Source organism: Prevotella jejuni (assembly GCF_900187995.1).
GTDB classification, from domain to species: domain Bacteria; phylum Bacteroidota; class Bacteroidia; order Bacteroidales; family Bacteroidaceae; genus Prevotella; species Prevotella jejuni.
Window position 1 is genome coordinate 68,309 of sequence record NZ_FZNZ01000002.1, and the last position, 15,679, is coordinate 83,987.

Genomic DNA, 15,679 nt, shown 5'->3' on the forward strand with positions numbered 1-15,679 from the left:
GACATTGCCTTTATCTCCATCCTCTCCGTAGCTCTGTGTGCCTTATTATATGAGAGTTTTAGTTTATCACTCCATATTTCGGAAGAACCAAAAAACATATATCCACAGCCTTTACTTTAATCTCAAATCGATAATTAGAGCAAAATATGCTTTGATTCTAACTACCGATTAGAGTTAAAAGACTATCTATTAACGCTTCAATATTCCTAACTCGCTCACTTTTATGTCTTTGAAAGAGGATCTATTGCCATCAGAATAGAACTTAATAGAGGTGTAAGGTGTAGTTGGGAAGACAAGGTTGGTCATGGAGATACGACCGCCATCGACGAAGATTTCGATAGAACACTTGTCAACAAAGATGTCTAAATGATAGGTGTCGGAGTCGCAGAGGCTTAATGGTGCCCATGTACCGAGTGCAAAGTCGTTCTGATAATTAATGGAGTTCAGCTTGCGCAATGGTCCAGAAGCCTTCTGTTCCTGACGGTCGTCATAGTCGGTTTCAATCTTATGAGGTTCTGACTTCTCACCAAATTGAACCTTTCCACTCTCCGTACGGTCCATGACAAGTCGGCCAGACTTCCTATCTAAGTAGAGATCTACCCGCTCTCCTCTATCGTTGTAAAGGACTATTCCTGCCTTCATCGCCTTGTTTAGCGTTACATCCATCTCTATTTCAAAGGCGTTCTCCTTACTTGTTGACACGTTCTTTGCCTCCCGCTCGTTAGCAACCAATAGGTCGGGCAGACGCTTATAGTTCCTTCTCAGAACAGCAACCTCTGGTGCAACGTTTGCAGACATATAGACTTGTCCGTCCTTACCTGTGAAGAGCTTGAATTCACGAGGGAGCGTATTTGCACCACGATACTGGCGGATAGGCGTAACGTTAGCATACTGCCAGTTGCTCATCCACGCTATTCCTAACACACGGTCTTTAACGCCTGAGAAGGTAACTGTGGCATAATGGTCCTTACCATAGTCAAGGAACTTAGCTACAGAAAGGTCGCTATCGCAGATGAAGTTCGTCCCATCGAAGTCACCAACGAAGTACTCCGTAGCACTACCACCAAAGAGACAGCCCGGATTAATGTTCACTATCATCACCCATTTGGTCTTATTAGGATTGCCATCAACGGCGAGTTGGAAGAAATCAGGGCATTCAAACTGGTTTGGCTGTGCACCATATCCTTTGCCGAAAGCACTGACGTAGGTCCAATCCTTGAGGTTTGGCGATGAGTAGAAACGCATTTCTTTGTCGGCAGAGACTATCATATACCATCTCTTCAGCGGTTCATACCAGAAGACCTTTGGGTCGCGAAAGTCTTTCACACCATCGAAAGGTTTCAAGACAGGGTTCTTCTCATACTTATGGAAGGTGTAACCGCCATCGGTGCTATAAGCCATACACTGCGTCTGGGCATTCTCCTTGCTGTCAGAAGTGTACAGAGAGATGATAGCATTCCTACCATAACCAGCCGTACCATCCCTATCTATGACCGTACTACCAGAGAAGATATGTCCCTCATGGTCGCGAATGAGCGTCGGCTCAACCTCCTTCCAGCGAATAAGGTCACGACTGATAGCATGCCCCCAGTGCATGTTTCCCCACATGGAGCCGTAGGGGTTGTATTGATAACATAGATGATAGACCCCATCTTTATAGAACATACCGACCGGATCGTTCATCCATCCGTAAGAAGGAGTGTGATGATAAGAGGGACGATAGAAATCGGTATTGGTCACATCCCACACGTTTGAGAGCCTTAACTGTCCTTGTTTGAGGGTTAGCGCATCCTCTTTTAGATTTAAGATCTTGACTATTGAGGTCTTACCCTTATTGAGTTTGAATGGTACATAATAGTCAGTTTTACCTTGTGCCAGTCTTACATCCATCCACGTATCGGTCTTCTTGCCATAATCAAGTATCACCTGCGCCTCATCTTTCCCTTCTTCAATCGGAAGGAGAAGATACTTTGGCGACTTTTCTATCTTCACAATCGTTGTGTCACCATCACGTGTGATGTTCATTGTCTGTGCCGTAGCCGATACGGAAAGACCTGTCAAGGCTGCATAAAGGAAAAGATTTCTTTTGTTCATTGCTATTTTTAGTTATGGTGTTCCCATTAGGCTATTGCACTATGGGCTACGCCTGACGTATCTAATTAGGTGAAAGACGAACAGACATCGCTCTCTCCTTCGTTATCACTGCTGCCCGTGAGCAACAATGAGGGAGAATGACATGTAAGCAATGCCGCATCTGCATAACCCTCAAAGGGTTGGAGTTACTGCAGCAAAGATACATTCTTTCTTTTGTATCTGCAAGGAATAAACAAGTTATTATGCGTATAAAAGATGACTATAGACGGTCATGAAACATCTTTATCTTCATCTTTTCCTTAGACTAACACTTCTCATCGCATTGTAGAAAACAGCGGAGAACCATTTCTTTTCACGTAAAGAATTATTTTTTTTCATGAAGATAAATATTTCTTTTCATGATAAAAAATATTTTTTTTCATGAAAATAATTCGATAACAATAGCCTCTGTGTTCTTTTATAGTACGCTCATCAATCCCCATGAAAGATAACTTCTTGCTGCACGAAAAGCCTCCACAACATAGCATAAAACCCACATAAAAAAATATCTGTGATACCCTTTCGGATACCACAGATACTTGATAATATAGATGAATCTAATGGTTTTTCTTATTAGTCAGCGTATTAATCAGCGTATGGAGTTGTCTTCCATAAGCGAACAGGAGCGCTCATGATGAAATTCACCTTATACCTTGAATCACCCATAGCACCACCATCTGTTCTATCACCATTCACAGGAACGTTTACATAAAGATAGTGTTGGAAGAAGCCACAAGTCTCGTTTCCGGCCTGCGAACCCATGAAAGCAACCGCCTGTTTAGGTAGAACACCACCCAATCCGAGCATTGCTCCCGTGCCATTAGAGTTCTGTGGAGTATATCTTCCTGTGGTTGTTGTATTGTCAGGAGTCCAATATTGTGTACACTTTCCTAAGGTTGATGTGTCGTAATACCAGAACGTTTGGTTACCAGCAGAGGCTGCACTGTTCACTCCAGCGTATGGGAATATACGCTTAGTATCGGCAGGATAGGTGGTGCCATTGCTTGGGTCAGCCCAAAAGTCTTCCGTATCGATATCATCCATATCTAATACAAAGCGTGGACCAAGGTAACGTTGGGTGAGTACAGCTGCCCCATTCACATCTTCATAACGTATGGTATAGCGATAGTTATTATTGTCTATCCATGTTGTATTGCCGTCAAGTCCTGCGCTAACTCGTGTTGGAGAAGCTGTTACATGCCCCATATAAAGCTGTCCTTCTCCGCTATTGGTAATATAATCGGGCTTTTTCGACATACCAATCATATAGGCAATAAGTTTGCCGTTGCTATCTTTCACACCCTTAGAATAGGAATGGAACACGAGTTTAGTGGTGCTCCAACCCGGTAATTTAGCAGGAGAAACAATGCCGACAGAATACTTATAGGTTGCACCAGCATTACGGAAGCCTGCAAAACCATAGTATTGTGCAATGATACTACGCCAGTATTCGTTACCAGCAAACTCATATCCAGATGGAATAGACCCACGTTTATCGGTTATCGTCTCTGTGTTTGCAACCTCTTTTTCCCAAGTATAGCGTTTTGTATTAGCCACATTATAATCGTTATCAACCGACAATTCGGCTTCAGTACCAAAGTTGTCGTGCTTTGCAATGTAGCTTAATGGTGGGAACTTGTATACCACACTGCCCCTTGCAGGATAGTTAGCACCCGATGTATAAGGTTTTAACGAACCGTAAGCAGGTATCATACTAATGGAAGAAGGCACAACTTTAGTAGCCGAACTGGTCTCCGTTGGTACAGCCATCAGTAGGAACTGCGTCTTAGCAACACGGTTTACGGTGTAATTAGTGCTTGTTGCAGATTCCATATTATCATTATATAGCTTCACAGCTTGTGTCTGTGGGGCCATCCAAACATATATATAACTTGGTGCTTCGCTATTATCTGGAACATTATCGAAGTTGTTCCCCGTTGCATCTTTTAGGAATGTATGATCGATATAAGTAAGAGCTGTATTGAATTTCTTGCTTATATCGTTGTCAGCCTTAGCATCATTAGCCTTCTCTTCAGCATAGTTTGCAATGTATTCGCCCTTAATAGAGAAGTGCTTTTTGGCTATAAGTCCGTCAGAGCCAACCATTGCGTTATCTGTCAATGGACGTTGATAGAACTTGAAAGCCTTGAAGGCATTTTGGAAAGAGGACAATGTAGCCGATGCAATAGTAGCATCCTTTGTATCTGTCAAGTCGGTCGTTGGAACCTCATCAAATACCTTTAAATCAAACTGACCACAAAGGATATTACTTGTTATAATACGTACACCATTGTACTTAAAACCAAACCCGGTCTTATTAGTTACCTTTAAGCGAACAATTGTTCCGAACTGCTTAAAACGAACAGGGTCTTTTGCTTTAATGGTTTTATTGGCTTGATTGGTTTCTAACTCACGCCAGCTGAACACGTATGGTATGTTTGCTCCCCACTTAACTTTGTTTCCAGCAACATTGCGAGCCACATGTCCTTCAATAAAACCATTGAATTTAACTTGATTAGCACCTGGGAGTGGCTCTCCACCCAGTATTCCGCATACGAACCACTTACCCTTACTAAGGTCGGTTCCTGCTTTCATCTCGAATGTTTCGCTTGGCTCGAGCGTAAGTTCACCACCTTGTTTATAAGTCCAATTCGTTATAACCTTCGTTACAGGTTGCGTAGTGTCTGTACTCTTAAAGACAAGGAGTACTGGTACTTTATCACCATTTGCAAGCTCAGTACCCTCATTAGTACCCTTATTATATATACCTATTGGAGTTGGAAAACCTGTATTGTCGTCAGTTTCATAACCTATAGCGTTGTTACCGCCCGCACGACTTGTAGGCGCAGCTTGGTTGCCCTGCATATTACCTTCCATAGACATAGAGACAGTAATACCAGGCTTACCATCATTGCTGTTAACATTCTCTGTGACATCTTGATCGACACAACTTGTAAAAAGCAATGCGCAGACAGCAATGCATGAATAAATTAAATGTTTCATATATGAATGTACTCTTTTCTATTATTTACTATCATTTAAGGATCTTGAACATCAATGCCACCAGTGTTATCCTCTGGATCTGGCTCGTCATTACCAGGGTCAAGACTCCCATGGATACCACTACGAGCATGGAACCCGTACTCCATAAACTCTTCAGTGTAAAGACTCAATATGTCTGTATTAGGCTTTACATAATCTTTCCTCTTCATAAATTGTAATATAAAGTTTTTTTAATAAGTTCGTTGGTTAATTCTTTCTAACCCATTCCTACGGACAGGGAGCCTCCTTTTGAATACCTATTGAATACTTTCTTTTTGTCAAGTAATATTGAAAACGTCCCTCTAATTCACTACAAAATTACGTATTATCATTCAAAATACGGGTATATACAAATGCGTTTTTTAGATATTTAACAAGGCACATACACCTTATAAATCAATGAGTTAAGAAGCTGATACAACAGTTAAAAAGTAAAGAATGGATAGTGATATTTAGGAGTTAAGGAGTGAAAGGGAGTTAAAACAATAGCATAATAAGGGATTAAGGAGTGAAGGAGAGAAAGGGAGTTAAGACAATAGCATAACAAGAAATTTAGTAATGAAGGAGCATAAGGGAATAGACTAATGTCTTAACTCCATTTCTCTCCTTAACTCCACAAAAAAGAGCATAAGAGAATAGACTGATGTCTTAACTCCCTTTCACTCCTTAACCCCTTAACTCCACAAAAAAGCGAAAGGGAATAGACTAATGTCTTAACTCCCTTTCACTCCTTAACTCCTTAACTCCACAAAAAAAAGGAGCGAAAGGGAAAAGACTAATATCTTAACTCCCTTTCACTCCCTAAAACCCCTTTACTCCAAAGGGCACTACTCTGGATAGAACTTGATGCAGACAGGGTGACTAAGAATAACATCTTGATTAGTATTCTTAAGCATACCCGTACTCTTATCACGTGAGTAAACCTGTATTGAGTTATCATCACGGCAAGCAACAAGAAGGAACTTACCATTTGGAGTGATAGCAAAGTTACGTGGGTGTTTAGCTGTACGCTGTGCACCGACACGAGTCAATGTACCATTGTTATTTACACGGAAGATTGTGATACCATCACCCTTCAGACGTGTACTGGCATAAACAAACGAACCATCAGGACTAACATGGATATCAGCACCACCACGTGCGTTAGCGTAATCGGCAGCAATAGACTGGAGTTCCTTTAACTTACCATCACTATAACTGTAAACAGTCACCTTACCAGACAACTCACTCATAAGGTAAGCATACTTACCATTAGGAGAGAAAACAAGATGACGTGGACCAGAACCTGGTTTCACATGAGCAGCAATACCATGGTCCTCTAACTTCTTATTACGTTCATTATAAGAGAAGCAAAGAATACGGTCGCCACTGAAGTCGGTTGTAAGGATATAACCATCAGGCGCAAAGATAGCACAATGTGCATGAGGCGTGTTCTGACGTGAACGGTCTGGTCCTCCTTTCTTACTACCTACCTGAAGCAAAGACTTACCAAGTGTACCGTTCTTAAGAATTGGGAACACAGAGATAGTACCACCAGAGTAGTTAGCTGTAAGCGCAATCTTGCCATCTGTAGCAACATAACAAGGATCGGCACCATGTGTCAGCTGAGAGTTCTTAAATGCGAAAGTACCGTTTACAGGGTCGTAACCAATACTATTGAGAACAGCCGTTGCATTATTCTTCTCGCTAACAGCATAGATGTTACGGCCATCCTTACTGAAAGTAAAATAAGAAGGATTGTCTACCTTCAACGAAGTAATGCCTGATGCCGTACCCGTAGACTGGTCGAAAGAGAAGGAATACAATCCCTGACTACCTGCATCGGTATAAGTACCAACAACCATCTTAATATTACTGTCGGCAAAACCGATTACAGGAACGAAGGCTAAAGCCATGCTTAACAATTTAGATTTTAATTTCATCTTGGTTTATATGTTTATGTTCAATATTTAGATCTCTATCGTATCATCCGCCCTACGCAGCCCTCTTTGAGAAAAGACATAGCACAACAATACGTTGTTGCAAAAATAAAGAAAACAATTATAAGACACATTCTTTTTTATCATTTTTGGCTATACAGACTGAATTTTAAGTTTTTGAAATCATTGATAAGAAACATAAAAGAATACAAGAGAATTCGTTAGGAGTTTTATCTCTCACAGATTTTCACAGATGTACAGAAGCCTTTCTGCGAACAGGGAGAACACACAAACGCCGATTGACGGCAACAGATATGAATGATATAATTAGGGGTCATACTATTTGGAAAGTGAAGGCAATAGAACTGGATACAAAAAGACAGAATAACAGAGAGTAAGATGAGTAGTTATTCCTTTTGTTATACACAGAACTAATAAAGCCATTCTCATCACTGTACATAACTCATCAATTCTAAGAAGGAGAGGCTTTACGGATACACCCTTTATACAGGATAAGGATATAAAAGAAAGATATAAGACTAAATACACATACAGTCATGTACAGATATCAAGGTATTCACTCCCCATTTCAAAAAGCTTCATGATAGATAGTAACACTTATATTAATTTAGTTAAATAATCATAAACAATACATATCTATCCTATTCAAACCTTTTATATAAGGTTGAAAATAAGTACCTTTGCAGTCCGATTATTAACGGGGATACACTTAGAACCCCATACGATACGTGTTAATAGTGTTGTCTTTGGCCGGACAGCATGGTTAGGTCAAGCACAGTCGTAGAAATAGAAAACGTTTTTTAGTAGTAAAATTATTAATTTTTTAGAATGAACACTTTAAGTTACAAGACTATTTCCGTAAATAAGGAAACAGCTAAGAAAGAGTGGGTCGTTATTGACGCGAGCGATCAGATTGTAGGTCGTCTTTGCTCTAAAGTAGCTAAGCTCCTTCGCGGAAAGTACAAGCCAACTTTCACCCCACACGTAGATTGTGGTGACAACGTAATCATTATCAATGCAGCTAAAATTGTATTCTCTGGTAAGAAGGAGACTGATAAGGTTTACACACGTTATACTGGTTACCCTGGTGGTCAGCGTTTCAACACCCCAGCACAGCTTCGTACACGTAAGAACGGTATCGACAAGATGATTCGTCATGCTGTTAAGGGTATGTTACCAAAGGGTCCTTTAGGTCGTCATCTGTTGGATAACCTCTATGTTATCGAAGGTACAGAGCTCAACGGTCTCGAGGCACAGAAGCCAAAGGCAATTGATATTAACCAGTATAAATAATAAGGAGAAAGATGGAAGTAATTAATGCAATTGGTCGCCGTAAGAGCGCTGTAGCGCGTGTATACCTCTCAGAGGGCACCGGTAAGATCACTATCAACAAGAAAGATTTAACTGAATTCTTCCCATCAGCTATCCTGCAGTACGTGGTTAAGCAACCACTGCAGTTGCTCGGTGTAGAAGGTCAGTATGACATTAAGGCCAACCTCGATGGTGGTGGCTTTACTGGTCAGAGCCAGGCACTGCGTCTTGCTATCGCTCGTGCATTGGTTAAGGTTAACGCTGAGGACAAGAAAGCACTTAAGCACCAGGGATTCCTGACACGCGACAGTCGTACTGTTGAGCGTAAGAAGCCAGGTCAGCCAAAGGCTCGTGCTCACTTCCAGTTCAGTAAGCGTTAATATTTCCTTTATGTTCTTTGGGACATTGAACTTAGGACATTGAACCATACAGTCTGCTCTATTCAATAAGTAGAAAGACAAACGTTCAAAGTGTAAATATCAACGTTCAAAGGAATAGAAGGAAATGGTTTAGTATCTAAACTGACGCGATTCCTTATCGGGGGACTACCCGTCAGTTGATTCTAACAAAGCGTGGTGAAGCTCATTCGCCAAGAAAGAATTAAAAAGAAAGTAAACAAGTAAAAACAAACAAAATGTCAAGAACAAATTTTGACCAGTTATTGGAGGCAGGATGTCACTTTGGCCACCTCCGTCGCAAGTGGAACCCAGCTATGGCTCCTTACATCTTCATGGAGCGCAATGGTATCCACATCATCGATCTTCACAAGACTGTAGCTAAGATTGACGAGGCTGCAGAGGCACTCAAGGGTATTGCTAAGAGTGGTAAGAAGATTCTGTTCGTCGCTACTAAAAAACAAGCTAAGGAAGTTGTAGCAGAGAAGGCTGCAGCTGTAAACATGCCATACGTAAACGAGCGTTGGGCTGGCGGTATGCTGACCAACTTCCCAACCATCCGTAAGGCTGTGAAGAAAATGACGAACATCGACAAGTTGATGAACGACGGTACATTCTCTAACCTCTCTAAGCGTGAGCTTCTGCAGATTTCACGTCAGCGTGCTAAGCTCGAGAAGAACCTCGGTTCTATCTCTGACTTGACTCGTTTGCCATCTGCACTCTTCGTTGTAGACGTAATGAAGGAGCACATCGCTGTTAAGGAGGCTAACCGTCTCGGCATTCCTGTATTCGGTATCGTTGATACCAATTCTGATCCAAAGAACATCGACTATATCATTCCAGCTAATGATGATGCTAAGGATTCTGTAGAGGCTATCCTCGCTGCTTGCTGCGGTGCTATCGCAGAGGGCCTTGAGGAGCGAAAGGCTGAGAAGGCTGACGAGAAGGCTGCTGCAGAGCAGGCTGAAGAGGCTGCTGAGGCAAAGCCAAAGCGTGCTGCTCGTAAGGCAGAAGAGGCTCCAAAGACTGAGAACGAAGCACCAGCTGCTGAGTAATTAAAAGAAACATAGTGGGCGCTGGTGAGTGCTAATGAGCTTCTATATTATTTATAATAGGTGAAGTTTATTATCCCTCATCAACGCCCACAATATTTAATAATATTAGAAAGGAAAACAAAAAATGGCTGTATCTATTGAAGATATTAAGAAGCTCCGCGCTATGACAGGCGCAGGTCTGGCTGACGTAAAGAAGGCTCTCACAGAAGCTGAAGGCGACTTCGACAAAGCAAAGGAATTGATTCGTGAGCGTGGTTTGGCTATCGCTGCTAAGCGTTCTGACCGTGAGACATCAAACGGTTGTGTACTCGTTAAGCAGGTAGATGGCTTTGCTGCTATGGTTGCTATTAAGTGTGAGACAGACTTCGTTGCTAATGGTCAGGACTTCATTGCCCTCGTTCAGGAGATTCTGGACGCTGCTGTAGCTAACAAGTGCAAGAGCCTTGATGAGGTTAAGGCATTGAAGCTCGCTAATGGTGAGGATGCTGCAACAGCTGTTCAGCAGCGTTCTGGTGTTACAGGTGAGAAGATGGAGCTCGACGGCTACAACTTCCTTGAGGGTGAGAACTTGTCTGTTTATGACCACATGAACAAGCACACTCTCGCTACTATCGTTCAGCTCAACGAAAACAACGAAGAGGCTGGCCACAAGGTAGCTATGCAGGTTGCAGCTATGAAGCCAGTAGCTCTCGACGAGGCATCTATTCCACAGTCTGTTAAGGACGAGGAGTTTAAGGTAGCTGTTGAGAAGACTAAGGAAGAGCAGGTAGAGAAGGCTGTTGTTGCTGCTATCAAGAAGGCAGGCATCAACGCTAACCTCGTTGACAGTGATGACCACATCGAGTCTAACATCAAGAAAGGTTGGTTGACTCGTGAGGAAGCTGACAAGGCTATCGAAATCCGCAAGACTGTATCTGCTGAGAAGGCAGCAAACCTCAATGAGGGTATGATTCAGAATATCGCTAAGGGTCGTCTGAATAAGTTCTTCAAGGAGAACTGTCTCGTTGATCAGGAGTTCCAGTTTGGTGATGGTGACAAGCAGAGCGTTAATGAGTGGCTTAAGGCCCAGAGCAAGGATCTTAAGATTGTTGCTTACAAGCGCTTCACTCTCTCTGCTGAGTAATCATAGAGAATCTTTAGAAGAAAGATATAGGAGTTGCAGGAAAGCCATCAGGCTCCTGCAACTTTTTTTTGGCTAATAAGGCTAATAAGGCTAATAAGGCTAATAGGCCTAATAAGGCCAATTAGGCTAATAAGGCCAATAATCCCCAAAAACATCAATAATGAAAATCTTTGCAGTCGGCATGAATTATGCCGAATATAATAAATCGCAAAACGAAACGTTATCTAAAAAGGAAGGACCAGTTATCTTCACAAAGGCAGACTCTGCCCTACTGAAAGATAAAAAGCCTTTCTTCATTCCCGATGACTTGGGAACGATTGAATATGAAACGGAACTCGTGGTGCGTATCTGTCGATTGGGGAAAACCATCTCAGAGCGTTTCGCGCATAGATACTACGATGCTGTGACTGTTGGTATTGACTTTACAGCCCGTGAATTACAGCAGAAGCTGAGAGCGCAAGGACTACCATGGGACCTCTGCAAAGGCTTTGATGGTTCGGCAGCCTTAGGCGAATGGATACCAAAGGAGAAGTTCCTTGACATACAACGACTCCGCTTTCACCTTGATATCAATGGGCAAACCATTCAGGAAGGATGTACAAGTGATATGTTATACAAGGTAGATGAAATCATAAGTTACATCAGTCGCTACTTCACACTCAAGACGGGCGACATTCTCTACACAGGTTGTCCATCAGGTTGTGGACCTGTACATATCAATGACCATCTGGAAGGATACATAGAAGAGAGAAAGGTTCTCGATTTCAATTGCAAGTAAAGAAGACAAGAAAAAATAGACTATCAAGAGACTATCACCCATGGTTTAGAAGACTATACATTGTTAACTAACAAGTAGCTTGCGTCTCTCTTGATTTAACCTACACACGGTTTAGAAAGCAATACATTGCTAACTAACAAGTAGCTTGCGTCTCTCTTCATTTTACCAGCACAAGGTATAGAAGGTAATACATGTTCAACAAACAAGCACAAATAAGCAAACCAAACAAAGGGAATAACTGACCAAAAGACATAAGGAGGAATACATAGATAAAATGACGAAAGGAAACAATAAGCTGATAATGAAACGTTCAGCAATACTCTGCCTCATTCTCCTGTTGAGTTGTATAAAGCTATCAGCCCAGCAGCAAAGGTTTTTCAATCTAACAGTTCAAGATGTGACAATAGACTCAGTATTGCCACATTTCCACTATGCTATTCCCATAGGTGAGCAATATGCTGATTCTATCTACGACTTAGAGATACGTTACCCAGAGTTCATAGATATGAGCCAGACAGACATTGCCCGATATAATGCACTGACAAGTATTATACCACCCACATTACCAGAAATACACCAGCAGATGACCGTCGAACGCAAGCGTGGGGTATTGGAGATTTCTCTAATGCCAATCGTTCAGCGCAACGGAAAAAAGCAGTTCCTCGTCAGTTTCATGATAGCTCTTACATCGCATCCAAAGAAAAGGACGACAAAAGGGCTTACTACTCGTGCTGGTAGTGGAGCCTCATCCACTACTACAAGTCGCTATGCAGAACATTCCGTTCTCGCCAATGGTAAATGGGCAAAGATACGTGTTCCTGCCAATGGTGTCTATCAGTTGACCAACGACCTCATCCGCCGTGCGGGCTTCTCTAATATAGATAAGGTGAAAATCTATGGTTATGGCGGACACTTACAAAAGGAAGTACTAACAGCAAATGACATCATTTCGCATGATGACTTAAGAGAGGTTCCTACCTACAATAGTAATGGTAGACGCCTTTTCTACGCTCGTGGCCCTATCAGTTGGGAAAGTAACACATCTGTGAAGAGAGTCCGCAACCCCTATTCAGACTATGGCTATTATTTCCTAACTGAGGATAATAACACTGCACCTACGACTATTTCAGACAGCACCACCTTCCTTAATAGTTTCTATCCTTCGGCTGACGACTACCATAGTCTACATGAAATAGATAATTTCAGTTGGTATCATGGAGGGCGCAACCTCTTTGAAGAGACACCATTAAAGCTCAACGAAAGTAAGATTTTCACCTTATCTAACAAAGCACATGCAACAAATGCAAAGCTCACAGTAGCCATAACAACAGGTTCCTATACCTCAACTGTAAAGGTAGAAGCAAATGGTCAACATTTGGGCGATATAAGAGTATCTCCACAAGATTCCTTTGACAAAGGTTACGAAGAAGTCAGGACCTACACACTCAACACGCTCCATGCTGTTGATAGTATCAAATTAACCACTCTGTCAGGCGGTCCTGCACGTCTTGACTACCTCATCATGACTTACCCTACGGCTGCACCAGCTCCCTTGTTAAAGGCTTCCTTCCCTACACCCGAATATGTTTATAATATAACCAACCAAGACCATCATGCTGACGAACCCGTCAACATGGTGATTATCATCCCTACAAGTCAGAAGTTATTAGCACAAGCAGAACGCTTAGCAGCCTTCCATCGCACACACGATAACATCACCGTACGCATTGTTCCAGCAGACGAACTCTATAACGAGTTCTCCAGTGGGACTCCTGATGCTATGGCTTACCGCCGTTATATGAAGATGCTTTACGATCGTGCTACTACCACCAATCTCCCACAGTCGCTCCTTCTCTTTGGCGATTGCGTATGGGATAATCGTATGGTCACCAGCGCCTGCCGCAATCTCAACCCCGATGACTATCTCTTGGCATACGAGAGTGAGAACTCATTCAGCGAGACCGACTGCTATGTCAATGATGGTTGGTTTACGTTAATGGATGATGGTGAGGGAGGAGACTTACTGAGACGTGACAAAGAAGACCTCGGAGTAGGTCGCTTCCCTGTTACTGATCCCTCTGAAGCAAAGATATTAGTCGATAAGACTATCAGTTATGCAGAGAATAAGAATGGTGGGAGTTGGGAGAATGTCATCATGTTCATGGGCGATGATGGCAACAACAACCTTCACATGCATGATGTCAATGAGACCGCAGAGACCATTATGTCGACCTATCCCGACTATCAAGTAAAGAAGGTGATGTGGGATGCTTACCCTCGTGTATCGTCTGCCACCGGTAACACCTACCCTGAAGTAAGTGCTATCATCAAGCAACAACAATCACAGGGTGCACTTATCATGGATTATGCGGGACATGGAAAAGAAGACCAGATATCCCATGAAGCAGTGCTACGCCTTAATGACTTTGCCAATTTCACTAACACTAATCTACCTCTCTGGATTACTGCCAGCTGTGATATTATGCCTTACGATGGTACCATCCCGACCATCGGTGAAGCGGCAATGTTAAATAAGAAAGGTGGTTCAGTAGCCTTCTGGGGTACTACCCGCACGGTATATGCCTACTATAACAAGGCTATCAACACCGCTTTCCTTAAGCATGTACTAAGCTTTACAGATGGAAGACCAACCACGTTGGGCGAGGCGCAGCGTTTAGCTAAGTGTGAGTTGATTAACTCAAACAGCGACCTCACACCGAACAAGTTACAGTATGCCCTATTAGGCGACCCTGCCCTCTCCCTTAACCTCCCAACCTTAGAGATTAAAGTAGAGACAATTAACGGACAAGCCCCCAATGCGTCAGGCTCAGTTACACTCAAGGGTGGCTCGGTTGTGACCGTCAAAGGATACATAGCAAAGGCCGGAAACAAACAGACCGATTACAAGGGACTGCTCACAGCAACCGTTCGTGACACAAAAGAGCTCATCACTTGTAAGCAACAAGAGGAGACATCCACAAGTGCTTTCCAGTATTATGACCGCCAGAAGGTGCTCTACAATGGTACAGACAGTATCAAGAACGGAGAGTTCACCTTTACCTTTGCCGTACCACGCGACATCAACTACGCAGCAGGTACGGGCCTAATTAATCTCTTTGCCATTAATGACAACCACACCCTCATGGCCCAAGGTCACGAAGAAGGGTTCACGATTGATGGCTCTGAAGTTGTTTATAACGATTCCATCGGACCGTCTATCTATGCTTATCTCAATTCGCCTTCGTTCGTTAATGGCGGTGAGGTAAACAGCACTCCATACTTCTATGCACAGATAACAGACAAAGATGGCATCAATGCCTCAGGTAATGGTATCGGACATGACATGCAGCTGACTATCGACGGTAAGTTGACACAGACCTACATCTTAAACGACAACTTCCGATACGACTTCGGTAGCTATACCTCAGGAGCAACAGGTTTCAGCCTACCAGAGCTCTCTGAGGGTCCACACACGCTACAGTTCCGTGCATGGGACATACAGAACAACCCTTCAACCGTCACCCTTCAGTTCAAAGTTGTCAAGGGATTGGCCCCTGAAATCTATAGTGTCAATGCCTCAAAGAACCCAGCTACAACAGAGACAACCTTCATCGTCACCCATAACTACATTGGTTCAGATGTGGATATAGACATCGAAGTATTCGATATGAGCGGTCGACTGCTATGGCACCGCAGCGAGACAGCAGTTGCATCGGGCAATGCCATCACCGCCAACTGGGACCTTACCGTTGAGAGTGGGGCAAGACTCAAGACGGGTGTCTACCTCTATCGAGTACGTCTCAGCAGTAATGGAGCCACCAAGGTATCGAAAGCTAAGAAACTAATTATCTTAGACAATAAATAAGACAGATAGAACGTTTCTATCCATATAGCAACATAAA

At 42.8% G+C, this 15,679-nt stretch carries 10 protein-coding genes; 6 read left to right on the forward strand and 4 right to left on the reverse strand.

Annotated features, from left to right (window positions below; all coding sequences use genetic code 11):
- Nucleotides 1-189 precede the first annotated feature (189 nt).
- The 4 genes from CHB62_RS00895 to CHB62_RS00905 form a co-directional block, all read right to left on the reverse strand.
- Complete coding sequence (locus tag CHB62_RS00895) at nt 190-2,094, reverse strand: glycoside hydrolase family 32 protein (protein ID WP_089365303.1); 1,905 nt, start codon at nt 2,092-2,094, stop codon at nt 190-192.
- A 624-nt stretch (nt 2,095-2,718) separates the two neighbouring features.
- Nucleotides 2,719-5,136: a hypothetical protein gene (locus CHB62_RS00900; RefSeq protein ID WP_089365304.1), complete on the reverse strand. Its 2,418-nt coding sequence runs from the start codon at nt 5,134-5,136 to the stop codon at nt 2,719-2,721.
- A gap of 35 nt (nt 5,137-5,171) precedes the next feature.
- A complete protein-coding gene (locus CHB62_RS14780; protein ID WP_167386051.1) occupies nt 5,172-5,345 on the reverse strand; it encodes a hypothetical protein in 174 nt (57 codons plus the stop codon).
- A gap of 657 nt (nt 5,346-6,002) precedes the next feature.
- Nucleotides 6,003-7,097, reverse strand: coding sequence for a lactonase family protein (locus CHB62_RS00905; protein ID WP_089365305.1), 1,095 nt, complete (start codon nt 7,095-7,097; stop codon nt 6,003-6,005).
- Between the two features lie 846 nt (nt 7,098-7,943).
- Between CHB62_RS00905 and rplM the strand changes: the two genes are divergently transcribed.
- The 6 genes from rplM to porU all read left to right on the forward strand — a co-directional run bounded on the left by rplM (nt 7,944) and on the right by porU (nt 15,642).
- A complete protein-coding gene (gene rplM / locus CHB62_RS00910) occupies nt 7,944-8,408 on the forward strand; it encodes a 50S ribosomal protein L13 (RefSeq protein WP_089365306.1) in 465 nt (154 codons plus the stop codon).
- Nucleotides 8,409-8,419: 11 nt separating this feature from the next.
- A complete protein-coding gene (gene rpsI / locus CHB62_RS00915) occupies nt 8,420-8,806 on the forward strand; it encodes a 30S ribosomal protein S9 (protein ID WP_089365307.1) in 387 nt (128 codons plus the stop codon).
- Nucleotides 8,807-9,060: 254 nt separating this feature from the next.
- On the forward strand, nt 9,061-9,876 hold the full coding sequence (rpsB, locus tag CHB62_RS00920; protein ID WP_089365308.1) for a 30S ribosomal protein S2: 816 nt from the start codon (nt 9,061-9,063) through the stop codon (nt 9,874-9,876).
- A 124-nt stretch (nt 9,877-10,000) separates the two neighbouring features.
- Complete coding sequence (gene tsf / locus CHB62_RS00925) at nt 10,001-10,999, forward strand: translation elongation factor Ts (RefSeq protein WP_009010992.1); 999 nt, start codon at nt 10,001-10,003, stop codon at nt 10,997-10,999.
- Between the two features lie 160 nt (nt 11,000-11,159).
- The gene (locus CHB62_RS00930) at nt 11,160-11,777 is read left to right on the forward strand and encodes a fumarylacetoacetate hydrolase family protein (protein ID WP_009010993.1); all 618 of its coding nucleotides are present in this window, start codon (nt 11,160-11,162) and stop codon (nt 11,775-11,777) included.
- A gap of 274 nt (nt 11,778-12,051) precedes the next feature.
- Nucleotides 12,052-15,642, forward strand: a complete 3,591-nt coding sequence (gene porU, locus CHB62_RS00935; RefSeq protein WP_089365309.1) for a type IX secretion system sortase PorU — start codon at nt 12,052-12,054, stop codon at nt 15,640-15,642.
- Nucleotides 15,643-15,679 lie beyond the last annotated feature (37 nt).